Origin of the sequence: Pontixanthobacter gangjinensis, from assembly GCF_009827545.1 — a bacterium.
Classification (GTDB): domain Bacteria; phylum Pseudomonadota; class Alphaproteobacteria; order Sphingomonadales; family Sphingomonadaceae; genus Pontixanthobacter; species Pontixanthobacter gangjinensis.
Genome location: NZ_WTYS01000001.1, coordinates 1,447,458 through 1,471,965 on the forward strand (window position 1 = coordinate 1,447,458; position 24,508 = coordinate 1,471,965).

At 55.6% G+C, this 24,508-nt stretch carries 24 protein-coding genes and 1 tRNA gene; 16 read left to right on the plus strand and 9 right to left on the minus strand.

All coding sequences use genetic code 11. The annotated features are described in order from the left end of the window. Positions 1-146: 146 nt before the first annotated feature. Positions 147-221: transfer RNA gene (locus GRI36_RS06815), tRNA-Gln, on the minus strand. 118 nt (positions 222-339) lie between these two features. After that, positions 340-1,194 (minus strand): glutathione-dependent disulfide-bond oxidoreductase, encoded by an 855-nt coding sequence (yghU, locus tag GRI36_RS06820; protein ID WP_160597776.1) that lies wholly within the window; start codon positions 1,192-1,194, stop codon positions 340-342. 89 nt (positions 1,195-1,283) lie between these two features. Between yghU and GRI36_RS06825 the strand changes: the two genes are divergently transcribed. From GRI36_RS06825 to GRI36_RS06835, 3 genes are all read left to right on the plus strand, one after another. Next, positions 1,284-2,291, plus strand: a complete 1,008-nt coding sequence (locus GRI36_RS06825; RefSeq protein WP_160597777.1) for a DNA topoisomerase IB — start codon at positions 1,284-1,286, stop codon at positions 2,289-2,291. 271 nt (positions 2,292-2,562) lie between these two features. Continuing rightward, entirely contained in the window at positions 2,563-4,623 is a 2,061-nt protein-coding gene (locus GRI36_RS06830) for an NAD(+) synthase (RefSeq protein WP_160599108.1), read from the plus strand. Between the two features lie 149 nt (positions 4,624-4,772). Further along, positions 4,773-6,116 carry an MFS transporter gene (locus GRI36_RS06835; protein WP_160597778.1) on the plus strand — a complete coding sequence of 448 codons (1,344 nt, stop codon included), beginning with the start codon at positions 4,773-4,775 and terminating at the stop codon, positions 6,114-6,116. A 69-nt stretch (positions 6,117-6,185) separates the two neighbouring features. On the opposite strand, the gene GRI36_RS06840 is transcribed toward GRI36_RS06835, so the two are convergent. After that, positions 6,186-6,779: an FMN-dependent NADH-azoreductase gene (locus GRI36_RS06840; protein ID WP_160597779.1), complete on the minus strand. Its 594-nt coding sequence runs from the start codon at positions 6,777-6,779 to the stop codon at positions 6,186-6,188. 24 nt (positions 6,780-6,803) lie between these two features. Continuing rightward, entirely contained in the window at positions 6,804-7,499 is a 696-nt protein-coding gene (locus tag GRI36_RS06845) for a pirin family protein (RefSeq protein WP_160597780.1), read from the minus strand. 104 nt (positions 7,500-7,603) lie between these two features. Here GRI36_RS06845 and GRI36_RS06850 point away from each other — a divergent pair, with 104 nt between their 5' ends. Continuing rightward, positions 7,604-8,506 (plus strand): LysR family transcriptional regulator, encoded by a 903-nt coding sequence (locus GRI36_RS06850; protein ID WP_160597781.1) that lies wholly within the window; start codon positions 7,604-7,606, stop codon positions 8,504-8,506. 230 nt (positions 8,507-8,736) lie between these two features. After that, entirely contained in the window at positions 8,737-9,786 is a 1,050-nt protein-coding gene (locus GRI36_RS14025) for a S41 family peptidase (RefSeq protein ID WP_160597782.1), read from the plus strand. Here GRI36_RS14025 and GRI36_RS06860 read toward each other — a convergent pair whose 3' ends face one another. Both GRI36_RS06860 and GRI36_RS06865 read right to left on the minus strand, forming a co-directional pair. Next, on the minus strand, positions 9,787-10,866 hold the full coding sequence (locus GRI36_RS06860; RefSeq protein ID WP_160597783.1) for a branched-chain amino acid aminotransferase: 1,080 nt from the start codon (positions 10,864-10,866) through the stop codon (positions 9,787-9,789). Positions 10,867-11,339: 473 nt separating this feature from the next. Continuing rightward, a complete protein-coding gene (locus GRI36_RS06865) occupies positions 11,340-11,879 on the minus strand; it encodes a hypothetical protein (protein WP_160597784.1) in 540 nt (179 codons plus the stop codon). A 79-nt stretch (positions 11,880-11,958) separates the two neighbouring features. Here GRI36_RS06865 and GRI36_RS06870 point away from each other — a divergent pair, with 79 nt between their 5' ends. The 6 genes from GRI36_RS06870 (at position 11,959) to GRI36_RS06895 (ending at position 16,509) form a co-directional block, all read left to right on the plus strand. Then, positions 11,959-12,732 carry a TlyA family RNA methyltransferase gene (locus tag GRI36_RS06870; protein WP_160597785.1) on the plus strand — a complete coding sequence of 258 codons (774 nt, stop codon included), beginning with the start codon at positions 11,959-11,961 and terminating at the stop codon, positions 12,730-12,732. A 94-nt stretch (positions 12,733-12,826) separates the two neighbouring features. Continuing rightward, a complete protein-coding gene (locus tag GRI36_RS06875; RefSeq protein ID WP_160597786.1) occupies positions 12,827-13,378 on the plus strand; it encodes a TspO/MBR family protein in 552 nt (183 codons plus the stop codon). 37 nt (positions 13,379-13,415) lie between these two features. Continuing rightward, positions 13,416-13,664, plus strand: a complete 249-nt coding sequence (locus GRI36_RS06880) for an accessory factor UbiK family protein (RefSeq protein ID WP_160597787.1) — start codon at positions 13,416-13,418, stop codon at positions 13,662-13,664. A 57-nt stretch (positions 13,665-13,721) separates the two neighbouring features. Continuing rightward, positions 13,722-14,336: a DNA repair protein RecO gene (gene recO / locus GRI36_RS06885; protein ID WP_160597788.1), complete on the plus strand. Its 615-nt coding sequence runs from the start codon at positions 13,722-13,724 to the stop codon at positions 14,334-14,336. After that, positions 14,333-15,391, plus strand: a complete 1,059-nt coding sequence (leuB, locus tag GRI36_RS06890; RefSeq protein ID WP_160597789.1) for a 3-isopropylmalate dehydrogenase — start codon at positions 14,333-14,335, stop codon at positions 15,389-15,391. Before recO ends, leuB begins: the two co-directional genes overlap by 4 nt. Then, complete coding sequence (locus GRI36_RS06895) at positions 15,388-16,509, plus strand: glycosyltransferase family 2 protein (protein ID WP_328598361.1); 1,122 nt, start codon at positions 15,388-15,390, stop codon at positions 16,507-16,509. The genes leuB and GRI36_RS06895 overlap by 4 nt, the downstream gene beginning before the upstream one ends. Positions 16,510-16,528: 19 nt before the next feature. Here the strand turns inward: GRI36_RS06895 and GRI36_RS06900 are convergent, their stop codons facing one another. Further along, positions 16,529-17,737 carry a phospholipid carrier-dependent glycosyltransferase gene (locus tag GRI36_RS06900; RefSeq protein WP_235902184.1) on the minus strand — a complete coding sequence of 403 codons (1,209 nt, stop codon included), beginning with the start codon at positions 17,735-17,737 and terminating at the stop codon, positions 16,529-16,531. Positions 17,738-18,125: 388 nt separating this feature from the next. Here GRI36_RS06900 and GRI36_RS06905 point away from each other — a divergent pair, with 388 nt between their 5' ends. Both GRI36_RS06905 and GRI36_RS06910 read left to right on the plus strand, forming a co-directional pair. Beyond that, positions 18,126-18,293, plus strand: coding sequence for a hypothetical protein (locus tag GRI36_RS06905; RefSeq protein WP_160597791.1), 168 nt, complete (start codon positions 18,126-18,128; stop codon positions 18,291-18,293). Between the two features lie 354 nt (positions 18,294-18,647). Further along, entirely contained in the window at positions 18,648-19,865 is a 1,218-nt protein-coding gene (locus GRI36_RS06910; protein ID WP_160597792.1) for a trans-sulfuration enzyme family protein, read from the plus strand. 3 nt (positions 19,866-19,868) lie between these two features. On the opposite strand, the gene GRI36_RS13945 is transcribed toward GRI36_RS06910, so the two are convergent. Beyond that, complete coding sequence (locus GRI36_RS13945; protein WP_268893847.1) at positions 19,869-20,000, minus strand: hypothetical protein; 132 nt, start codon at positions 19,998-20,000, stop codon at positions 19,869-19,871. Positions 20,001-20,147: 147 nt separating this feature from the next. Here GRI36_RS13945 and GRI36_RS06915 point away from each other — a divergent pair, with 147 nt between their 5' ends. From GRI36_RS06915 to GRI36_RS06925, 3 genes are all read left to right on the plus strand, one after another. Then, complete coding sequence (locus GRI36_RS06915) at positions 20,148-21,020, plus strand: SDR family NAD(P)-dependent oxidoreductase (RefSeq protein ID WP_160597793.1); 873 nt, start codon at positions 20,148-20,150, stop codon at positions 21,018-21,020. Beyond that, complete coding sequence (locus tag GRI36_RS06920; protein ID WP_235902185.1) at positions 21,020-21,646, plus strand: 2-hydroxychromene-2-carboxylate isomerase; 627 nt, start codon at positions 21,020-21,022, stop codon at positions 21,644-21,646. The genes GRI36_RS06915 and GRI36_RS06920 overlap by 1 nt, the downstream gene beginning before the upstream one ends. Positions 21,647-21,756: 110 nt before the next feature. After that, positions 21,757-23,664: a di-heme-cytochrome C peroxidase gene (locus tag GRI36_RS06925; protein WP_160597794.1), complete on the plus strand. Its 1,908-nt coding sequence runs from the start codon at positions 21,757-21,759 to the stop codon at positions 23,662-23,664. A 21-nt stretch (positions 23,665-23,685) separates the two neighbouring features. Here GRI36_RS06925 and GRI36_RS06930 read toward each other — a convergent pair whose 3' ends face one another. Further along, positions 23,686-24,468 (minus strand): SDR family NAD(P)-dependent oxidoreductase, encoded by a 783-nt coding sequence (locus GRI36_RS06930; RefSeq protein ID WP_160597795.1) that lies wholly within the window; start codon positions 24,466-24,468, stop codon positions 23,686-23,688. Between the last annotated feature and the right edge of the window lie 40 nt (positions 24,469-24,508).

Genomic DNA, 24,508 nt, shown 5'->3' on the forward strand with positions numbered 1-24,508 from the left:
TCAGCGGTTCATAAACATCAAGAGCGTGGACGGGCTGCGAAGCCTTGCCAAGCAATCCAGTCCAGATTGTGATTGGCTAAAATAATCAGTGCGACACGGGAAACTGGCGCCGACCTATAGTCATTGTAATTTTTCGAATGGAAAAATGGCTGGGGCGGCAGGGATCGAACCTGCGAATGCCGCTACCAAAAAGCGGTGCCTTACCACTTGGCGACGCCCCAGCACCCCGACGTTGTCTTCGGCTGCAATAGCCTGTGACTGTGTCAGGGACGGCTCATATAGCGCGCCAATCAGGGAAGGGAAGGGGGCAATCGCACTCAATTGCCCCGCTTCGCCAAATTAGACCGCTTTTCCTGCGAAATCATCGGCGGAATGACGGTTGAGCAGCTGTTCGTTTTCCTCGCCCCAGCTTTTGTTGACCATCCGTGCACGTTTAACAGCCGGGCGTGCCGCGATTTCGTGGGTCCAGCGGGCAACCGATTCATACTCATCAATCGAGAGGAAGGTTTTGGCCTCATTATAAATCGAGCCGAATACGAAAGGTGCAAGCCAAGGGAAGGTTGCCATATCGGCGATGGTGTAATCGTCCCCGGCAAGGAATTTTGTTTCTTTCAACCGATTGTTGGCGACATCGAACAGGCGCTTGGTTTCCATTGCATAGCGGTTGATCGGATATTCGTATTTCTCCGGCGCGTAGGCATAGAAATGCCCGAAGCCCCCTCCGATAAAGGGCGCGCTGCCGACTTGCCAGAATAGCCAACTAAGTGTTTCAGCGCGAGTGGCAGCATCGGTGGGCAGGAATTTTCCGAATTTTTCCGCCATATGCATCAATATCGCGCCGCTTTCGAATACACGGATCGGTGCCGCGCCAGAAAAATCAACCATTGCGGGGATTTTTGAGTTCGGATTGATATCGACAAAACCACTGGTGAACTGTGTTCCTTCACCGATGTTGATGATCCAGGCATCATATTCAGCGTCCGAATGGCCAGCTTCGAGCAATTCCTCAAAGATGATATTGGCCTTCACCCCGTTTGGCGTTGCGAGCGAATACAATTGATGCGGCTGATTTCCCTTAGGCAAATCTTCCTGACGTTGCGCGCCTGCGGTGGGCCGGTTTATCGCAGCAAATCGTCCGCCGCTCTCGCTGTCATAGGTCCACACTTCGGGCGGGGTGTAGGTTGGATCGGCCATTGGAAATTCCCTGTTTTGCTCAATTCGGTATTCGTACGAAATGGCGCGTAGGTTACGGAACCGCAAGCCTTGCGGAAGGTTAGGTCTGCATGCCAACCGAAAAGCTAATCTATGTCGATGATAGTTTGCCCGGAATTACGCGTAAGGGCGCGGGTAAAGGCTGGGCCTATTTTGACCCCAAAGGCATGCTGATAAAGGATCGCAATGAGAAAAAACGGCTGAACGCAGTCGCCCTGCCGCCAGCCTATAGAGATGCCTGGTATTGCCCAGCCCATAATGGTCATATTCTGGCGACAGGATATGACGATAAAGCGCGCAAGCAATACCGCTATCACCCTGACTTCCGAATGATGAAAGAAGGTGAGAAGTTTGATCGCTGCGGGGCGTTTGGCAAATTGCTGCCGCTGGTGCGTAAACGTGTCGAGCAGGATTTGTCGCAAGAAGGAATTCGGCGCGACCGTGTGATCGCGAGCATTGTGCGCCTGCTTGATCTTGGTTTTGTGCGGATCGGGAACGAGGGCTATGCAAAGCGGAACAAGAATTTCGGAGCCACAACATTAAAACAGCGCCATGCCGAGGTTGATGGAGATGCCATTCACCTGACCTATCGTGGTAAGTCGGGTAAGGACCGCGACATCACGGTAAATGACGAGGCGCTGAGCGAGCTTGTTGAGGAATTGCAGGATTTACCGGGACAGGACCTGTTCCAGTTTGTCGACGAATTCGGCACTCGGCACCCCATCAGCTCCTCGGATGTGAATGCATATTTGCGCGAGACAATGGGCGAGAACTTTACCGCCAAAAGCTTCCGCACCTGGCATGCGAGCGTGCTGGCCTATGCTATGCTTGCATCGACTGATGAGGATCTGGCCATCAAAGATATGCTGGCAGAAGTAAGCGACCGATTGGGCAATACGCCCGCGGTGGTGCGTAGTAGCTATATTCATCCGGCAGTTATTGAGCTGGTGGGCAGGCAGAGAGAATGGCGCAGTGATTTGGATTTGCCGCGCAAGACAAAACACCAGTCCCGACATGAGCGCGGACTGATTGCATTGCTCGAAGAAGCCCCCAGCGCCGAGGAACTGCTTGCAACCTAGTATCCTTTCAGGATACCGTAGGTTTATGCATTTGGCAGGACAGAAAATCCGGGATTGGCGCGAGGCCCATCATCCGCCCCTCGGCGCTGATGAGTTCGGCGCGCAATACGGACAGCCAAGGCCGTGGCCGAGCAGGACAGTCTATGGTTGGGAAGTAAAAGGCAAAATTGCCCGTCCCGCCGTACAGACCCGGCTTACTGAACTGGGTATTTGTCAGCCCGCTGATTGGCTTACCCCCGCAGAAGAATCCAAGGCATCCGAAGGCGCGACCATGACCAGTGATACGCATCCGTTTTTTAGCGCGCATAATCACGGTTTCGTCCGCGTTGCGACCAGCACACCGCAGGTCCGCACTGCCGATGTCTCCTTCAACCGTGATGCGGTGCTAACTGAAGCGAGGCGGGCACATGATGCTCGCGTAGATCTGGTGGTGTACCCCGAGCTATGCGTCTCCTCCTATGCGATTGACGATCTGCATTTGCAGGGGGCTTTGTTAGATGCAGTAGAGGCGGCGATTGGCGAGATCGTTAGAGCTTCGAGAAAACTGTCGCCCGTCATGCTGATCGGGGCACCATTGCGCCGCAATGGCAAAGTTTTCAATTGCGCGCTGACGATTGCAGGCGGGAAATTGCTAGGCGTGGTGCCCAAGAGCTTCCTGCCAAATTACCGCGAATATTACGAGAAGCGCTGGTTTGCGCACGGTCGCTCGGTTCAAGGGCAAGAGATTGCGGTTGCAGGCCAGACAGTTCCATTCGGAACTGATCTGATCTTCGCCGCGTCGAACTTACCCGGTTTCAAAGTTTTTATCGAGATTTGCGAGGATTACTGGAGCCCCAATCCTCCATCAACATTGGGCGCGCTGGCGGGGGCAACTATTCTCGCTAATCTGTCAGCCTCGAACGTTACTATCGGTAAATCAGATGAGCGGCACATGCTCGCCCGCGCGCAGTCCAGCCGCGCAATTGCTGCCTATGCCTATTCGGCGAGTGGTCACGGCGAAAGCACCACCGATTTGGCGTGGGACGGGCAGGGGATGATATACGAGCTGGGCGATCTGATTGCCGAAAGTGAGCGCTTCAGCCTTAATGCCGAACTCAGCATTGCCGATATAGACTGCGAACGCATCTTATCCGAACGGATGCGAAACCAGACTTTTAACGATGCGGCAGAGGCAGCGGATTGCCCTGAGAATTGGTTCCGTACAATCACTTTCGAGCACAGGACAGGGGGCGGCGAAATTGGTCTGCAGCGCCCGATCCGCCGCTTCCCTTTCGTGCCGGCGCGCGCGCACAAGCTGGATGAGGATTGCTACGAAGCGTTCAATATCCAGGTCGATGGGCTGATGCGCCGCCTGACCGCGACCAAGGCCAAAAGCATGGTCATAGGTATTTCGGGCGGGCTCGACAGCACCCATGCCTTGCTTGTGGCGGCCAAGACCTGCGACCGGCTTGGCCTGCCGCGTACCTTCATTCGCGGCTATACGATGCCCGGTTTCGGGACCTCCGATCACACCAAGAGCAACGCCTGGAAGCTGATGGAGGCGATGGGCATCACGGCGGAGGAAATCGACATTGTACCCGCCGCAAACCGGATGCTGGAAGATATCGGACACGCCTTTGCCAACGGTGAGCCACTGCACGATGTCACGTTCGAAAATGTGCAGGCGGGGCTGAGGACCGATTATCTGTTCCGCCTGTCGGGCCAACATAATGGCTTTGTAATTGGCACCGGCGATCTGTCTGAATTGGCACTCGGTTGGTGTACGTATGGTGTGGGCGATCAAATGAGCCACTACGGCGTCAATGCAGGCGTGCCCAAAACTCTGATCCAATATCTGATCCGCTGGACCACGCAAACGGCACAATTCGATTCGGCGACCGACGAAATCCTGCTGTCGATCCTGAACACCGAAATCAGCCCCGAGCTGGTGCCTGCGGATGCTGATGGAGCGATGCAGAGCACCGAAAGCAAGATCGGGCCGTACGAACTCAACGACTTTTTCCTTCACCACATTATCCGGTGGGGTCAGAAGCCGAGCAAGGTCGCGTTTCTCGCGTACCATGCGTGGAAAGACGCTGGGTGCGGCCAGTGGCCTGCCGATTTTCCCGAAGCTAAGAAAAACGAATATGATCTGGCCACCATCCGCATGTGGCTCGAGAAATTCCTATGGCGCTTCTTCCAGTTCAGCCAGTTTAAACGCAGCGCATTACCCAATGGACCAAAGGTTTCGGCAGGCGGGGCGCTGAGCCCGCGCGGCGATTGGCGCGCACCAAGCGATGCAGTGGCGGATGTGTGGTTGGAGGAACTGAATAACGGATTGCCGCCTGTCTAGGGCGCTCGCTGAAGTGCTGGCTTAGCGCTGTCGGAATAGTCCGAAATTGTCGGATACGTCCAATAGACAGGCATCGATTGGCCTTATGATCGTAAAAGTGGTCGCTCACACACGCCCTGTCTCGAAAGGCCGGGGTCTAGGGGGCATCAATGAGCGGCACAGCCACTGGTACACGTTTGATCCTTGAACGCAGCAGTTCTCTCAGGCTTTTTACCCTCTTCATCCTTTATGTCGGGCAAGGCATGCCAATCGGGCTGTTCTGGTTCGCGATACCCGCATGGATGGCGGTTAATGGCGCGTCTGCTGCAGATGTAGGATCTGTTGCCGCGCTGACCGCGCTCCCGTGGTCATTAAAACTGGTCAATGGCTTCATTATGGATCGGTATACTTATCTGGCGATGGGGCGCCGGCGGATCTGGATTCTGGGCGCACAGACAGTGATGATCGGTAGCCTGGTGGTGGCAGCGTTGATCAATCCATCAGTGACCGATGTAGCGGTTCTGGGCGCGATCGGCTTTACTGTGAATATGGCCACCACATTTCAGGATGTCGCGGTCGATGGTCTTGCGGTTGATATCATGAGCGAAGACGAGCGCGCTCGCGGTAGCGGGATGATGTTTGGCGGGCAATCCATTGGTATCGCCATTGCGACCGCTATTTGCGGCTTTGTGATTGAAGATTACGGTGCGCCCGCCGCGTTTTTGATCGTCGCTATGATCATATTGGTGCTGTGCGCTTACATCGCCGCTTTTCGCGAACGTGAAGGAGAACGCGCTATGCCCTGGAGCGAAGGCACCGCGCACCCACGCAATCTGGAAATCCAGATTGAAGCTTGGTGGCCGTTGCTCAAATCTACGGTGCTCTCAATGGGTAAGCTTGTAAGCCTGCTTTGGCTTCCTGTCCTGTTTGGCCGGGGGATTTTATACGGTGGCTTAACCGGTGCAACTCCGCTGATTGGCGCCAATTATGGAGGCTGGGACACATCTGAAATTGCCTCTTTGACGGCAACTGCCGGATTGGTTGCAGGCGTGCTTTGTATGACCCTCGGGGGCTGGCTGGGCGACCGGTTCGGGGCCAAGCGGATCAGCATTATGTGGTGCATCTTCCAGCTAGTGATGATCACCTGTATGTATTTGGGCCAGCCCTATTGGGACAACCCGTTGCTATTCATTGCATTCGTCTATTTGTGGATTTCGCTCGATCTGCTGCTAACCGTTTCGGCGCTGCCGATTTCCATGCGGCTGTGCGATGCCAAGGTCGCCGCGACGCAGTTCACCATTTATATGGCAGTAAGCAATTTCGGCATTTCGTTCGGCGCTTTCATGCTGGGCAAGACCGACGAACTGGGAGGCCTGCAGTCGATCTTCCTCATCGTAGGTGCAGGGATTGCGGTAGCGCTGGCTTTGTTACTGTTCGTCAAATATCCGCGTCGTCCTGAATTTTTCGGAATTCAGAACCGTCCCGAGGTTCTGTCCGCCCAACGTCCGGCATGAGCCAGAAGCCGGAGCGCCCGCGTGGAGCGCTCCGGCTTATTAAGTCTGTAATTTAGGTGAAGGCAGGCATTAGCCGGCCAGTTTTTCTATCTTGTCATGCGCTGCCGCGATTTTCTCGTCGCCGTCTTTGCCCATGATGCCATCTGCGGCGACTACTTCGACATCAGTGATGCCGAGGAAACCGAGGAAGAATTTCAGCCACGGGGTCATGAAATCCATGTCGCTGCCGACCGGAGTCCCGCCTGACGCGACCGAGATATAGGCTTTCTTACCTTCGAGCTGACCAACCGGGCCGCTCTCTGTATATCTGAAGGTAGTGCCGGCGCGGGCGACCAGATCTGCCCATGCCTTAACCGTAGCGGGAACCGAGAAATTGTAGATCGGCACACCAAAGACGATAGTATCTGCGGCCTTCAATTCGTCAATCAGCACGTCCGCGATTGCTGCGAGCGTGTGTTGCTCGTCCGACCTCTCAGCATGAGGAGCAAGGTTGGCGGCGAAACGGTCTGCATCGATAAAGGGAAGGTCGTTAACGCTGAGATCGCGGGTCACAATCGACGCTCCGCTCGATTCTGCGAGTCCCTCGACCAGCTTCGTCGATAGGCTGCGCGAGACGGATTCAGTGCCGCGAATGCTGGCGCTGATGTGTAGAATATTGCTCATTATTTTTACTCCTGAAATTCGGATTTATGCGGTTTCTACAAGGACGAGTTCGGCGTCTTCGACCGCAGTGATCGTGATGCTGTCTTGTTGCGTAATCGCGACACCGTCGCGGGCCTTCGCCTCAACATCCTCGATCCGGATCAATCCGGTTGCTGGGACAAGATAGAGGTGTCGGCTGGTTTCGGTGGTGTAAGTGACGCTTTCACCGGCTTTGATGGTTGCGCCTAGAACCTTCGCGTCGGCGCGGATCGGCAGCGCTCCATCCTCGGGATTTCCGCTGGCAAGCGCGACAAATTGTCCGCTGCGATTATCCTTGGGAAATTGCCGGGCGCCCCAGCTTGGTTCGCCGCCGCGTTCGTCAGGGATGATCCACAATTGGAACAGGGTGGTGTCAACGTCCTCACGGTTCCATTCGGAATGGCGCACACCGCTGCCCGCGCTCATTACTTGCACATCACCAGCTTCGGTCCGGCCTTCATTACCCATACTGTCAGTGTGGGTAATCGCGCCGGTACGGACATAGGTGATGATTTCCATATTATCGTGCGGGTGGGTGGGAAAGCCGGTTCCCGCCTGGATTTTGTCATCATTCCAGACGCGCAAGGAACCCCAATTGACGCGCGCGGGGTCTTGATAGCTTGCGAAAGAAAAATGATGATGCGCGTCTAGCCAGCCGTGGTTGGCGGCACCGAGGGATTCGAATTTACGAAGTTCAATCATCGGAAATCTCCTTGATATGCTGCTGTGTTGAGGTGGAGATAGGTCTTGTTTTTAATTCGGAAAACTGCGATAAAAACGCATAAGATGTTCGGATATTCAGAACAATGAAGATTAGCGAGCCCACGCTCGATCAATTGCGTATCTTCCTTGCGGTGGAGGAGGAGGGTAGTTTTGGCGGCGCTGCACGGCGCATGGGCCGCGCGATATCGGCGATCAGTTACGGGATTGCCCAGATGGAGGGCCAATTGGGCGTCTCGCTATTTGCGCGGGAAGGCTCACGCAGGCCGGTGTTAACCGAAGCGGGCAAAGGCCTGCTAGCAGAGGCACGATCGATCACATCAGAGGTTGATGGTTTGCTTGCCAAAACCCGCAGCTTGCATTCGGGGCTGGAGAGCGATGTTTCGCTGGTGTTGGATGTCATGGTCCCTGGCGAGGTGACCGCGTATGTGCTGCGCGAATTTCGGGCAAAGTTCCCCACCGTGGCGATACGCCTCAATGTCGAGGCCTTGGGCGCGGTCGCTGCGTGTTTGCTGACTAGCGAGGCGCAGTTGGCTGTGGCGGGGCCAGTGGTTGGCGATCATCCCGATTTGGACAGACAAGCAATCGGACAGATCGAATTGATACCCGTCGCTGCTCCCGATCATCCGCTTGCCCAAGCTGATGTAGTTGCGGGTGAAAGCCGAAAGCATCTGCAGCTGGTGTTGTCCGACCGTTCACCGCTGACCGAAGGGCGTGAGTTTTCCGTACTTAGCGCGCAGAGCTGGCGGCTGGCCGATTTGGGCGCAAAGCATATCTTGCTGAAAGAGGGTATCGGCTGGGGCAATATGCCGCGCCATATGGTCGCTGACAATCTGGAAAGCGGTGCACTAGTGGAGCTCGACCTGCCCGAAAAGCCCGGCAATGCCTATACGCTGAGCGCGATGTGGCGGCGTGATGCTCGGCCGGGGCCAGCCACGAGCTGGCTGATCGACGCGATTAGAGAGCGATTGAGTGAGTGCGATGATTAGGGCGACGTAAATCAAAGGATAAGCGGGAAGGCCGGTGGACATGAAATAGGGAGCATGTAAGCTTAGTCGATGATTGCTTCAAAATTCGCTCGACTTGCCATTGCGGGTGCCTTTTTTCAGCTGTGCCAACAGCCCCTTTGGCAGCATAAGACAACGCCGATGATCTCAAGGCCGATGCGGCTTCGCTGGCAGGTCTGATCAATGAAGCCTACGCCTATCGGGAACGGCTTGTGGACGACAGTTTCGTTCTTAGTGCCCGGTTGCAAGCGGAAGCTGAAGCGGTCACGAACCGGCGTGAGCTATTGGTATTTACAGAACGTGCTTTGTTCCTGCTGTCCGATCATCATGCGATTACCGGATCGTCATTGAACGATAGCTACGCCGTCATCCCATCGTTCTCCGACATGTGGATTGAGTTTGAGGAGGGCCGCTACATCGTGACTCAGGTCAGGGCAGCGTCTCCGGCCCAAGAGGCTGGGATTGAAGCAAGCGATATTCTCACTCGGATTGGAGATGAACCAATCAACTCTGCGGTTGCCAATTTCTGGACCGATTTGGGTGAAACAGGCGATGACCAGCGCAATGGCTTTGCTGCGCGCATACTCGCCGCTGGACGGCGGGACAGCAGCCGTAGCATGACAATCGCGCGGGACGGAATGGGCGAACGGTCAGTGAGTTTGGCATCGCTTTATTCCCGCGAGCGCACCGATCAGCGGGTTAAGCTCATAAAAAACGATGTCGAGGGTGCCGTAATCCGGATTGAAGATTCTCTGGGTGACAGCGCAGCAATTGAGGAATTCGATGCGATCATGGCAAGTATTGAGGCGGAGCAGAAAGTCACGCTCGATCTGCGCAACACGCCCGGCGGCGGCAACACAATTGTCGCACGCGCAATAATGGGGTGGTTCGTTAACGAGCCGTCTCCTGATCGAAGCCATTCGCTTCCAGGAGAAATGCGTTCGACCGGCATAGCAAGGCAGTGGACCGAATATGTGTTGCCGCGAGAAGGCAAACGCCATGACGGGCAAGTTGAGGTGCGTGTCGGTCGCTGGACGTGCAGTATGGGCGAGGGTTTAGCGGTCGGTTTTGATGCCCTCGGCGCCTGCGTCTGGGGCGATCCAATGGCTGGATTGCTTGGAGCAATCTACGATTACCGTCTAAAAAACTCAGGCCTTGTGGTGAAGGTGCCTACTGAGCGGCTATCCCATATTGATGGCACAGCGCGCGAAAATTATTTCCCTGCTTTAACAGCGGAACAATGCAGCGGGGCGGTTGAGTAATCAATCGAGCTTCATAACCCAGCCATGCGTGTCAGCTTCCTGACCGCGCTGTATTCCAACGAGCCGCTTTCGTAATTTTGAGGTCAGTTGCCCAGGTCCTCCGCTGCCGATGGTAAATTCTCCATCGTGACTGGCGACAGTGCCGACCGGAGTCACCACAGCCGCAGTTCCACAGGCCATTGTTTCCAGCAGCTTACCGCTTTCTGCGTCGGCTTTCCACTGGTCGATACTGTAGAGTTCTTCGCGAACCGTTAGCCCCTCTTCACGCATCAATTGGATCAGGCTGTTGCGCGTAATCCCCGGTAGGATTGTGCCAGTCAGTGGCGGGGTGATGACGCTTCCGTCCTCCATCACGAAGAACAGATTCATGCCGCCCAATTCCTCAATCCACTTACGTTCGACCGCGTCGAGGAACACAACTTGGTCGCAGCCTTTGGCAATCGCTTCGGCTTGCGGGACGAGGCTGGCAGCGTAATTGCCTCCGGTTTTGGCGGCACCAGTTCCACCTTTGGCCGCGCGGACATAATCCTGCGCAACCCAGATTTTAACCGCTGGCACGCCCGATTTGAAGTAATTGCCCGCCGGACTGGCGATTACGATGAACTTGTATTCCTTCGCTGGACGCACACCCAGAAACGCCTCGCTGGCGAACATGAAGGGGCGCAGATACAGCGAGCCCCCATCGACAGTCGGGAACCAGTCGCTGTCGGCGGCAACTTGCTGGCGGACAGCTTCGAGGAACAACTCTTCTGGAATGCGCGGCATTGCCATCCGGTCGGCACTGTCGTTGAAACGGCGAGCATTTTCTTCGGGCCGGAACAGGGCGATGCTGCCATCTTCCTGCTTATAGGCCTTCATACCTTCGAAGATTTCCTGCGCGTAATGCAGCACCGATGCAGCGGGATCGAGGCTGATCGCTTCGCGCGGTCCGACGGTGGCATTGTGCCAGCCTTTCCCTTCTAGGTAGTCGATTACCACCATATGATCGGAAAACAGCTTTCCGAAACCGGGATCGGCGAGCGCTGCGTCACGCGTCTTGGCGGGCGTAGGGGTGGGGTGGGGCAGAGTCTTGAATTGCATGCGCGCCGATTAGTGGGAGTTGTTGTGTTCCGCAAGCGAGAGAGTCTTTCGTGCTGATCCCTCAAACGCCTGGCGTGATCGCCCGCCAGAGCTTATGTGAGGAAAGCAAAAATACGGATACATCCCACCCGCCGCTAGAGGGGCTAAGGATAGAAATGTGAAAGGCGGCCCCAGCTAAGCTGAGTACCGCCTTTCGCATGGTCAGCGGCCGGAAGTGCCGCCCACGAAAACTCTATCAGGTGTTAAACCTGATAGTTCCTCGTGTGGAACTTAACCGACCCCAATAATACTGAACCATGAGACATCGGATCACCTCCTTTCGCGCTTGAAAGCCAGAACCCGCCCATCACAGGGAGGTCCAAGACCGCGTTCGCCGCTGGCCTTGTTGCCAATGTGAGTCGTTATTCAGTGTATTGCAAGACCTAAATTGCTCTTTTCCCACGTAACAATTTGTGGGCTTCGTCAGGTTTGGGTTAGCGGCAATCTTCGATTACACGGCTGATTTCCGGCCATGACGGGAGATACAGCGTTTCCAACCCACCTGTTTCAACGGCAAAGCGGCCCCGGCTGAGCGCGATCGCATCGAGCAGATTATCACGCGCCGGGATGCTGGAGATTAACATTGGCCGGCCGCTACTATCAGGCGAGGCTGTCAGCAAACGCTCTGCCGTTTCGGTGCGAATACGCATCGGGCTGGGTGCGGCTGCGCTGGTGCCGCGAACCAAGCGAATTATGCGCGTTGATTTCTGGCATTCGATGCCGAAGCGTGCAGGCTGACCCGGCTGGCTGAATGTCGCATAACTTAGCCCGGTTCCGTCCTGATAGCTCCAATCGCCGACTGTCTGCGGGGCATCGGCCCAATTTTCATAAGTTGGTTCATTTACTATCGGGGGAGGCGTAGGGGCCGGAGCGCTGACTTGCACAGGTGTTGGCGTTGGCGCGGGCTCCGGTACAGGCGCGCAGCATGCGGCGGTAAACAAAGGCAAGGCAGCAAGGGCGCGCAGTTTTTTCACGGTAGCTCCGAAAGGTCACAGGTTTCTTCTGAACACAATGCGCGCTATCGCCCTTCAGGTCCATCAAAGAAGCGGATTCATGGCCAAGAAAAGACGTCTCGATCAAATGCTTGTGGAGCGGGGATTGGTGGAAAGCCGGACCCGTGCGCAGGCGCTCGTGATGGCGGGGCTGGTGTTTTCCGGTGAGACCAAAATGGCCAAATCGGGCCAGCAATTGCCGGAGGACGCGCCGCTGGACGTGCGCGGACGCGATCATCCATGGGTTAGCCGGGGCGGAATCAAGCTGGCCCATGCGATAGAAGAATTTACGTTGGACCCAGCTGGCGTTACCGCGATGGATGTTGGCAGCTCAACCGGCGGGTTCACAGATGTCTTACTGCAGGGCGGGGCGGAACATGTCATTGCGGTAGATTCGGGCACCAATCAGCTGTCGTGGAAACTGCGTCAGGATCCCCGCGTAACCGTGATGGAGCAGACCAGCGCGCGGATTCTGACCTCCGATATGCCGCAAATCGCATCACGCCCTTATAGCTGGGTGGTTTGCGATGCATCCTTCATTTCGCTTCGTAAAGTCCTGGAAACTCCACTAAAATTGGCTCAGCCCGATTGTCGGTTGGTGGCGCTTATCAAACCCCAGTTCGAAGTCGAGCGCGGCGAAGTGGGTAGAGGCGGCGTTATCCGCGACGAGACATTGCATCAGCGTGTTTGCAACGAAGTGCATGCGTGGCTGACGGAAGAAGGGTGGCAGATTGACGGCATCACCCGCAGCCCGATTACTGGCCCCGAAGGCAATGTCGAATTCCTGATTTCGGCACTTCGCAGAGCTGCTGGACCAATCCCGGCACCAGTTTGATCTTTCCCGCTGCGGAACAAATCGATTTGCACCATTGCGGCATCGATGGTGCATCGCCAAAGTCCTGCCATAGCGATTCGGTTTGGGAGACTACATGAACGTCCTTGCCTCAAAAGGTCAGTTGAGAGCCAGCTTTTTCCGTTGGGCATTGTTTACCGTGCCCGCCTGCTTGCTGCTCGGTTTCCTGTCCGGCGTATTTGGTGGAAGTCCCGATAGCCTGTGGTTCGAATCGCTGATCAAGCCCGACATTTTTCCTGAACCGAAATGGTTCGGTATCGTGTGGAGCGTTCTATATGTGATGATGGGTATCGCACTGGCGCTAGTGTGTGCGGCTTGGGGGGCGAGAGGGCGAACCGCCGCGTTGGCCGCTTTCGCTGTGCAATTTGTTTTGAACCTAGCATGGTCCCCGGTGTTTTTTGGCCTCCACCAAATTACCGCCGCGCTTGTGGTCATTGGCTTGCTCGCCGCCGTGGTAATCGTAACAATCGCGCTATTTTGGCGGGTGCGAAAATTGGCTGCAATATTGCTGCTGCCCTACCTCGCATGGGTGTGCTTTGCGACGCTGCTGAATTATGAGTTCCTGCAGTTAAACCCAGAATCGGACGGCGCGGAACCAACCGGAGCAATACAGCGGATCGAAATTTAGGGTTGTCGGCTCGCGTGCAAACGCCCAAATAGCGGCCATGCAAAGCCAGAACCCGATAATCTCCGACCTCGTCAAACTCGCCAACAGCGCTGCAGGCACTTTCGCCGGCATGACTCGCGAGGCTCGCGAAAGCGCGCGCGACCGGATGAAAGAAGCGATGGGCGGAATGGATTTCGTTAGCCGTGAAGAATTCGACGCGGTCAAAGAAATGGCTGCCAAGGCTCGGGAAGAAAACGAAAATCTGTCTGAAAGACTGGCTGCGCTTGAAGGCAAGAAGGCAAAGTAATCCAGCTCACATCGAGCTGCCCTTGCTACACCGCACTACCTGTTACAAACCAGCGCAATGAACCTTCGTGCGCCAGCCATTCTGCTCTCTGCCCGTTCGCATGGCGAAACGGCGGTGATAGCGCGAATGCTGACAGAGTATGAGGGCATGGTTGCCGCCTATATTGCCGGAGGGAGAGGACGCGTTCTCAGGCCTGTGGTTATTCCCGGCAATCTGGTTGAAATGGATTTGCGGTCCAAATCTGAGAACCAACTGCCCTTTGCCAAACTTGAACTAATCAGGAGCCGCGGTCCCTGGCTGGGCGAACCACTCGCGGCTGCGGCGATCAATTGGGCGACTGCGCTAACCGCCACCGTCCTGCCCGAGCGCAACGCCTATCCGAGCCTATATCTTGCCCTAAAAGCGGTGCTTGATGCGATCTGCGGCGCGCCTTCTGCCCGGGGCTGGCTGTCCGGTCTGGTCAGCTATGAAACGCTGCTTTTGCGAGAGCTTGGTTATGGAGGCGGGCCTCCACCGCATCATTCCGATTTTGCCGATGCGTTGGCGCATTTCGATAGATTGTTTAAGCCGATAGAGAACTACTTGCTTGCTGACCGATACGCCGATGTTATGTCCGCCCGTACGCTGCTGAGAGAGCGGTTGGCGAAGATAAACGGGCAGGTTGAATCATGAAAATAGCGGTTTTTCCAGGTGACGGAATCGGCTCCGAAGTAACGCGGGAGGCAGTGCGTGTTCTAGAGGCGCTCGATTTGCCCGGACTGACGCTGTTTGAAGGCGATGTCGGTGCGATTGCCTATCACCGCCACGGCCATCCATTGCCGCAAGAAACGCTCGCCATGGCCAAGGCTGCCGATGCAATATTGTTCGGCGCCGTCGGTGATCCGTCTTGCGATAATCTGGAGCGGCATTTGAGGCCTGAACAGGCGGTGCTTGGCTTGCGTTCGGAGCTTGGCCTGTTCTCCAATCTTCGCCCTGCAACCGTATTTGCCGGTTTGGAAGACATGTCCGGCCTGCGCCCGGAATTGGCTCGGACAATTGACATGTTGATCGTGCGCGAATTGAACGGCGACGTTTATTTTGGCGATAAGGGAATGCGCACCACCGCCGATGGTCAGCGTGAAGGATGGGACATGATGTCCTATTCCGAAAGCGAGGTTCGCCGGATTGCCAATTCGGGCTTCCAGGCTGCTCGCAAGCGAAGCTCCAGATTGTGCAGTGTGGATAAGGCAAATGTCTTGGAAACCAGCCAATTGTGGCGCGACGTTGTCATTGAGACTGCGGCCGAATATCCCGATGTCGAACTAAGCCACCTTTATGTCGATAATGCCGCGATGCAGTTGGTTAAAGACCCCGGCCAGTTCGATGTCATTCTTACGGGCAACCTGTTCGGTGATATTCTGTCGGATCTGGCCAGCATGTGCGTCGGGTCGATCGGCTTGCTGGCCAGTGCGTCTTTGGGCGAACGGGAAACGGATTTTGGCACTTTTGGCCTGTATGAGCCGATCCATGGCAGCGCCCCGGATATTGCGGGGCAGGGTAAAGCCAATCCGATGGCGACCATCCTTTCGGCAGCAATGATGCTGCGTCATTCCTTCGGTGACGAGGCGCAGGCTGCGCGGATCGAGGCAGCGGTGGCGATGGCACTGGCAGATGGAATTCGCGGGGGTGATTTAGGCGGCAAGCTTGGCACCAGTGCAATTGGCGATGCCGTGCTGGAGCGGCTGTGACCCCAACCGAGCCGCCGGATTTGATACCAACTCTGGCGCTCGGAATTGTTCTGCCGACGCTGAACGAGCGCGACAATCTCGTCTCGCTGATTGAACGCATTCGCGGTGCACTCGGCCCTGATGGTTGGGAAGCGATAATCGTTGATGATGACAGCGAAGATGGGACCGCTGAATTGGCTCGACGGATGGCGCGGTCCGACCCTCGTATTCGGGTGATCCAGCGTATTGGCAGGCGCGGCCTAGCCTCTGCCGCAATTGAGGGAATGTGCGCCACGTCGGCGGAACATGTCGCTGTGATGGACGCCGACCATCAGCATGATCCGGCGCTGCTGATGGATATGCTGGACGAGGTGAGGCTTGGCCAAGCTGACATCGCAATTGCCTCGCGGTTCGCGGAAGGCGGTAGCGCGGATGGACTGGGCAGTGTCCGGCGGGAACAGGCATCTGGCTGGGCCAACAGAATTGCGCGCCGGATTACCGGAACCAGACTGACCGATCCGATGAGCGGTTATTTCCTGATCGAAACCAAACGGGTTCGCGACCTTGCGCCTTTTTTGTCAGGCATCGGCTTCAAGATATTGCTGGATATTCTGGCGGCCTCCAAGCCCCCGCTTCGGGTCACAGAATTCCCGCTCAAATTCGGTGAGCGGTTGACGGGTGAAAGCAAGTTGGACCGGGCAGTGGCTTTTGAATTTCTGGTCGGCATGTATGAGCGGACTTTCGGGCAACTTATCCCCACAAGGTTCGCGATGTTTGGCAGCGTTGGCGCGCTGGGTGTGGCCGTGCATTTCGCAACTGTCGCGCTGCTTTATCTGACGCTGGGTCGCAGTTTTGCCATGGCCGCGATTATCGCGACATTTGTCGCAATGAGCTTTAACTTCTGGCTCAACAATTGGCTGACTTACCGCGATCAGCGGCTGAAGGGCGCATACGCAGTCGTTAAGGGATGGCTTGGTTTCTGCCTGACTTGTTCAATCGGGGCTTTCGCTAATGTCGCGGTGGCAACATTGCTGGAGGCGCGCGGCATCCATTGGGCGCTGGCCACCCTCGCGGGGATTATTATCGGCTCGGTATGGAACTACGCCCTATCCAGTCGATTCGTTTGGGGCCGGTTCTGACAACATCGCTTGTTGGCGATTATCGCCACCCCTCGATCCAGGTCCATGTCTCGAAAGCGGCCACTCCATCCAGTGGCGATGCGCTGAGGATAGGGTAGAAACACGCGAAGATTCCCAGACTTCCTGCCAAGGCTGATAATGGCATCCAGCGATTACCACCTTGCCACAGTTCATCCAGCGCCATTGCCAACGAAGCTAGAAGGAAGCAGCTTGGCAGGAAATAGTGATAGTAAAACTGGATCGGCTTTCCCACGAACAGCCACATGCCCAGGCTGACCGCGAACAACGATACAATCGCGATTAAGTCCCATCGACGGCGCTTGGTTCCTGCCCATACAGCCCAAGCCATCGCAGGGAGACCGAGGAGCATTGTGAGCGGATTGCCGATCAACATGACCCCGCGTTGCGCCCCATCGACCGGTTCATACAAGTACCAGATAGCCCGCAAATTCAGCAGCCAGTCGGGCCAATTGCTTTGATAATTATGCGGGGTCTTGAGTGATTGTTGAAGTTCCAGCATGGTTTGGTGATGCTGGATGAACCCGCCTATTTCCAGTATATTATCGTCATAAAAATATGCCGGAATGTAGGTCAGCCAATAGACAAACAAGGGCAGCAAGCCGAGCAAGAAACCGGCCTGTATCAGGGACATTCCGGCTATCGGAATTCCGCGCTTGCTGAGCAACAATCTCCGCCGGCTAGCCGCAAGCCTTGCGCCCAAAAATGCCAACCCCGGTAGCATTGCCACCACCAGTACATTCCACTTTGAAGCCATCGAAAGCCCGATTGCAATTCCCGCCAGAGCGAGCCGCCATTGAGCCGTCTCCGGTTCGCGCAGCCCAGCCGCGCATTGCCACAGCGCAACGGCAAAGAAGGCCACCATGAAGATGTCGAGCATCGCGATCCGTGTGTGGACGAACAGTAGGAAGCCTGTTGCAAGCAGTAAGCCATAGGCCAAACTAGCGAAGCGGGAGTATGTCGCGAACCACAATGCGCGCATCGCCGCGAACAGGGCTAGCGTTCCGCACATTAAGGGGAAGATGCGCCATCCCAATGCAGTGTCGCCAAACGAAGCTATGCCAAGTGCTAATATCTCTTTGCCTAGCAATGGATGTTCGCGATTTAGCCACTCGCCACCATCAAGCAGCGCGCGGGCTGCAGGCAGATAATGCACTTCGTCAAAATAGGGCGAGGACGGAATTGTCAGGCGTACCAAACACAAAAACATGAAGGCGGCGCAGAGTAGGAAAGTCCACCCAAACGGATCGCTTCGATTTTCAGGAGCTAGCGCCATCACCGCTGGATTACTGAGCCTTTTACATGACTGCAAGCGCCTTATGATGTCGTATTCATCCTAGGAAGGGATGCAATTTCCGGCCATTTACAATACGTAAAATTACGTAACGAGAAAATGACATCGCCTATCAAGGTAATGTCATATTGTTTTTAGCGGATTTCTGCGGTTCCCGCGTCGAATTCTAGGGAGTTAGAGTTGCTTAAGCTACTGATCTGCAGAACCTTCGGGCACCGTGTGAACCGCAACCGTGTCTGGCATGACGGCCGGAATTTCCGCACGAAATGCGAGAAATGCGCGAGCCCGCTGATACGGGACCGTGATGGCTGGCAAGCGTTTGAAGCGGAAAAGCATGCTGACGATGCTCGATTACCGCACCCTCGAAATGCCGGGCAAAGCCACTCCGATGATGGCAACACTGCTTGAGACAGCTTCACTTACCGTTGGTAAATTTGCGGCCCGGGTTTTTGGAGTAGTTTTGCCTCAATAGTGTTTGGCGTTGCCGTTACTTCCGGTGTAATTTCTAGTTGATCAAGATTTCGTCTTTCAACTCCTTGCTGTTGCTGCTGCATCCTTAAATATTGCCAGCTGCCGCAGAGGACTTAAGTCCAGCGGTGGTCAAGACGACCAAGGTGGCTCGCACAATTTTGGTTCTTCAAAACGCCGTCGTGGATATCCCTTTTTGGACAGTAACTGGGCGGATTATAAGATCGACGTCATCGATCCGAAATGCCAGATCTGCGGTGGCACCGTAATAGCCAGCTGGCCTTACGCGTGGGTGAAAAATGACCAAGCTGATGGCGATCGCTTGCCCCAAGCCAAGCCGGGCCCTAAATGCTGCTTCATGAAAAAGACCACCGGAATGGACCGCAGCGTCACGCAAAAATGGCGCCCCGCAACACAGGCCGTACGCGGCGGCACATGGCGCAGCGAGCATGGCGAAACGAGTGAGGCGCTATTCCTCACCTCGGGCTATACATATGACGATGCCGCCACTGTCGCCGCGCGTTTTGCAGGTGAAGAGCAGGGGATGACGTATTCCCGGTTGCAAAATCCGACGGTCGCAATGTTGGAAGAGCGCATCGCCCTCATGGAGGGCGCGGAGGCCTGCCGCACTCAAGCAAGCGGGATGGCAGCAATGACAGCGGCGCTGCTGTGCCAATTGTCGGTCGGTGACCACTGCGTCGCCGCACGTGCTGCATTCGGGTCGTGTCGTTGGCTGGTCGATCATCTGCTGCCGCGTTTTGGTATTGAGACGACAGTGATTGACAGCGCGGATAATCAGGAATGGGATAAGGCAATTCGGCCCAACACAAAAGTATTCTTCTTTGAAAGCCCGGCCAATCCGACGCTCGATATTGTTGATATGGATTATGTCTGCAAGCTGGCGACAGCGCACGGCATCACCACGGTGGTCGACAATGCGTTCTGTTCGCCAGCGCTCCAGCGGCCGATGGAATTTGGCGCCGACGTAGTGGCCTATTCAGCGACGAAGCTGATGGATGGACAGGGGCGCGTGCTCGCTGGTGCAGTGTGCGGGACCGAAGAATTCATCAACGAAACGCTGCTGCCATTCCAGCGCAACACCGGACCCAACCTTGCGCCATTCAATGCGTGGGTTGTCCATAAAGGTCTCGAAACGCTCAGCCTGCGTGCACATAAGCAAAGCGAAAACGCGCTGAAGCTTGGCCAATTTATGGAAGAGCGCATCGCTAAAGCTGGCGGAACCATGCTCCATCCTGGATTGCCGAGCCATCCGCGCTACGATCTGGCGCAAACGCAGATGGACGCCTGCGGCCCGATTTTCAGTTTTGTAGTGAGGGGGCGCAAACAGGCCCACGCCATTCTCGACGCGCTGCAACTGATTGATATCAGCAACAATATCGGCGATAGCCGCAGCCTGATGTGTCACCCTGCCAGCACTACCCACGCAGGAATGAGCGAAGACGATCGCCAGCAAATGGGCGTGCTTGAAGGGATGCTGCGGATCAATGTTGGGCTGGAAGATGCAGACGATGTAATCGAAGATATGGATCAGGCGCTGGCATCGGCGGGTGTTTAACCGCTAGCCGTTTTTCATATTCTCCAAGCCTCTGATGTGCCCCACTTTAGTGCTGGGCTGGCTGGCGTTCGTTTTGACTTTTTCGGCCTTGGGTTTGCGGGTTTCGCGGCTCGATTTTTTTTGTGACTTGGCCATTGATGGCTCCATTGCTGACGGACCGAACATGGTGGGCTGTCAAAACTGCCCCAGCATGGTCGCCGCAATATCTGCCTCAGACAAGACAACCGAAAGCATTCCGATTTTCTGTGAGACATCGCCGGACAGGGTGCGGGGCGTCCCGAGATGTGGGCCCGCGTCGGCGTGGCGCAACAGTGGGAGCGGTTCGCGATAATAGCAAGCGATTTAGTGGGGCCTCCAAAGCCGGTTGTAAGGCGTATAATATCGCGATACGCTCCTGAAAACTTGGGTGGGAGCCAGACGATAACAGATAAACGCGCAGCATTGATCGTGGGAGCGGGCGACGGCCTTGGGTCCAGTATTTGCAAGGCGTTCGCGCGCGAGGGACTCGAAGTGTGTTTCACTCGCCGAGCTCGTAACGAACAGAAGCTGGCAACGCTGGCCTCCGAAATCGAGGCGGAAGGCGGCTGCGCCCATGGCTTTGGCGTTGATGCACGCGAGGAAGACGACATGATCGCCTTGTTTGACCAGATCGAACGCGACATCGGGCCGTTGGATGTCGTTGTCTTCAACATTGGGGCAAATGTCCCGTTCAAGATAACTGACACCACCAGCCGCGTTTACCGCAAGGTTTGGGAAATGGCGGCGTTCGCAGGCTTTCTGACTGGCAGAGAAGCGGCAAAACGGATGATGCCGCGTGGGCATGGTTCAATTCTTTTCACCGGAGCGACCGCTTCGCTGCGCGGCGCGGCGGGGTTCAGCGCCTTTGCCGGGGCCAAACACGCGCTGCGGGCGCTTGCGCAAAGCATGGCGCGAGAATTGGGCGGCGAAGGTATCCATGTTGGGCACATTATCGTCGATGGCCTGATGGACGGAACCTTTGCCCGAACCAATTTCCCAGACGTGGCCGATCGGGTCGAGCGGGAGGAAATTCTGAGCCCTGATGCAGTCGCCGCTGAATATGTTCACTTATGGAAACAACCGCGCAGCGCATGGACGCATGAGCTAGATTTGCGCCCGTGGAAGGAAAAATTCTGATGGCCAAGACCTTGAATGCAACTATCGAACTCATTTTCGATTTCGTCAGCCCAAATGCTTATTTCGCCTATTATCCACTGAAAGATATGGCCGCCAAATATGGTTCTGAGTTGCTGGTCACGCCAGTATTCCTCGGCGGAATGCACAAGCTAACCGGCAATGCGCCGCCTTTTATCCGCGATGCCGAAGTGAAAGGGAAAAACGAATATGCAATGCTGGAAATGAACCGTTTCATCGCCAAGCATGGCATGACCAATTGGAAGATGAATCCGAAATTCCCTTTCAATTCGGTGACATTGCAGCGGCTGTTGTGCGGCGTGGATGCAGCGGAGCGGCTGAAGCTTCTCGATTTGTTGCTACCCGCAATTTGGGAGCATGGGCTTGATGCGTCCGATCCCGATGCGATTGGCCAAGCGCTGTCCAGCGCGCGTCTCGATGCGGCAGATTTACTGTCGAAGACGCAAGAACCGACTGTGAAACAATCATTGATGGACAATACCGACCAAGCTGTCGCTCGCGGCGCATTCGGAATTCCAACGATCTATGTAAAGACTGGTGACAAGAGCGAAATGTTCTTTGGAAAAGAAAGGCTAGGTCAAATCGAAGAGCTTTTGCAAAGCCTTTAACACACCAAGGATGACGCTGCATGCCAACGTATAAAAACGACAAAATTTGCGAATAGTTTGACATATTTTCTGCGACTTTGCACCATCAGCAAATTCGGGGGGAATGAGGCATGACGGTAAATCTGGGGAAATTGATTCTTGGCGCATCGGCGCTGGCATTTGTGGGGTCCTGCGCAGGTTCGCTTGGCGAACCGAATAGTGGACCGATCTGGCAGCAGAACTGGACAATGGCGGAAACCGAGGCGTTTTCATATGCCAGCCAAGGCTCGCGACTGATGCCCAATAGCTGGTTTGCTGCGCTGGAGCAGCCGAATTCCCAAGCCTTATTTAGCGATATCGACCACCTGACCAGTTTCGGGTTCCTAGCTCCGCCAGCAGATTGGGAAATGACGAGGCCGATCGGCTTCGCGGTCGATGCGCAAAAAGATACTAAGCTCGTCAACACTAAGCTGCGCTGGTTCAAGGGACAGGGTGCGACAGAAGAATGGATCGGTTTCAATTGTGCGGCCTGTCATACGGCGCAAATCGATGTCAAAACCGATAGCGGAATTAAATCATGGATGGTGCAAGGCGCGCCTGGGATGGGCGATTTCCAGACCTTTATTGGCGATTTGAACACTGCATTATCGCAAACATTGCAAGACCGGGCGCGGTTTGATCGATTTGCAGGGCGTGTCTTGCAAGGCAAGCGCAACACGCCGAAAAATCAGGGAATGCTGCGCGCGAGCTTGGGGCAGTTGGTCAATTATCAAACCCGCGTTGCCCATCCGAACATAACAGACAGCGAATATGGCTTTGCGCGTGTTGATGCGATTGGATATATTTTCAATAAGACCGTTGTGCTGGCTAATCCCAGTGTCGAAGAGGTGCAGGGGAACCTATCAGACGCGCCGGTCAGTTATCCCTTTCTCTGGCACATATCGCGGGAAAACCACCTTCAATATAATGGTATGGTCGCCAAACAGCAGATCACCATCAAGGATGTAGAGAATATCGACGTGGGCGCGGTTGGGCGCAATGCCGGAGAAGTGATTGGCGTGTTCGGAGACGTCAAACCCAAATCATCGGGTATCAGCGGTAAACTCGGAATTCCGGCCTTCACATCGAGCGTGCGGGTGGAGAATCTGGTGCTACTGGAAAATTCTCTGGCCCGGCTTGATTCTCCCAAATGGAGCGAAATGGTTGGCAGCGTTGATGTCGCAAAGGCTGCGCGGGGTAAGGACCTTTACGATCAAAATTGTGCTTCGTGTCATTTTCCCCGCGAAGAGTGGGATAACAATCCCAATTGGAAGAAGGGTGACGGCATCGAAAAGATGGTGCCGCTCCGTGTAATGTTTGAAAGCGGCGATCTTACTGACACACGAATGGCCTGCAATGCATATGAAGCCGTTGCTAATACAGGTGAGATGCAGGGTGGCGCAGAAACGCCGAGCGCAACCGAACGGGTCGCATCGATGCTAACAACAATGGTGAAGGGCGTGCTGATCGATCAGGTTAGCGTGCTGCTCGAAGCAGGGTTCGACAATATCTATTATGAAAATCGCTTGCCAGTGGTTGATGGCGTTCAACCAAGCGCTTCTCCCATTCCAGCACCAGCCTCGGCGACAATGATGGCTAGCTCGATTGCTCATGTTGACCAAGCTTGCATTGATGCCAAAACAAGCAAGTCGACCCCGGAGCAGGTCGATTATGCGAACTCTTACAAGGCCCGACCGCTTGACGGCATATGGGCAACCGCACCCTATTTGCATAATGGCTCCGTGCCGACGCTTTACCATTTGCTTTTGTCACCCAAGGCACGGCCAAAAAGCTGGTGGGTTGGCGGCCGAGCGCTCGACACCAAGAATGTCGGCCTTGAGTGGGAAACCGGCAGCGCTCCAACAGCGTTCAATTTCAGAACCGAAACTGACGATGGCAAGGCGATAATCGGCAACAGCAATCAGGGGCATGATTACGGTGCCTCTGATCTGAGCGAGGATGACCGCTGGGCACTCGTCGAGTATTTGAAGACGCTCTAACAGGTTCGAACCTTGGGTGTCTTAGAAGACTGTATAACCGCCGCAGATCGAGAACTCCTGTCCGGTGTGGAAGCTGGAGGCTTCGCTACTGAGGTAGATCGCGATGCCCGCGAAATCCTCCGGCGTTCCCCAGCGGCGCACCGGCATGCGCGGCAGCACGTGTTTTCGAAAGCCTTCGGATTCGAGTGCTGGACGCGCCAGATCGGTCATCGTCCAACCAGGGAGAATCGTATTGGCGCGAATACCATATCGAGCATATTCGACCGCTAGGCCCTTCATCATTCCAGTCATCGCCGACTTGCTGGCGGCATATGGCTGTCCGCCGGGGGCTCCCGAAACTGCTGACATCGAGGAAATTGCCATCAACGAGCCGCCCGGATCGCCAGCTTGTGCACGTTCGACCATCCGCTGGGAGGCTGCACGCAGCGTGTAGAATGCGCTGTCGAGATTGGTGGCCATGGTCTTGCGCCATAAGTCGGTCGGCATGTCCTCGAATTTGGCCCGTCCGAAACTCGAGCCGGCATTGGCGATACAGCTATCGAGCCTGCCGAAGCGGCCTATCAGATCGGCCATGGCAACATCTACCTGCGCCTCGTTAGTCACATCGACCACTTGCGCGAGCACTTCAACGCCGTGTGCTTCGAGCTTTGCCGTGGCCGCGGCGTTCTTGTCCGGATTGCGGCCCCAGATCGCGACATTTGCTCCCGATTGGGCGAGCCCTTCGGCCATGCCCAAGCCGATACCGCCATTGCCGCCGGTAACCAGCGCAACTTTACCGGTTAGATCAAAAGGGACGAAAGCCATGCGAAATTCCTCAAAGATATTAGGGCATTGGGTAGTTCAA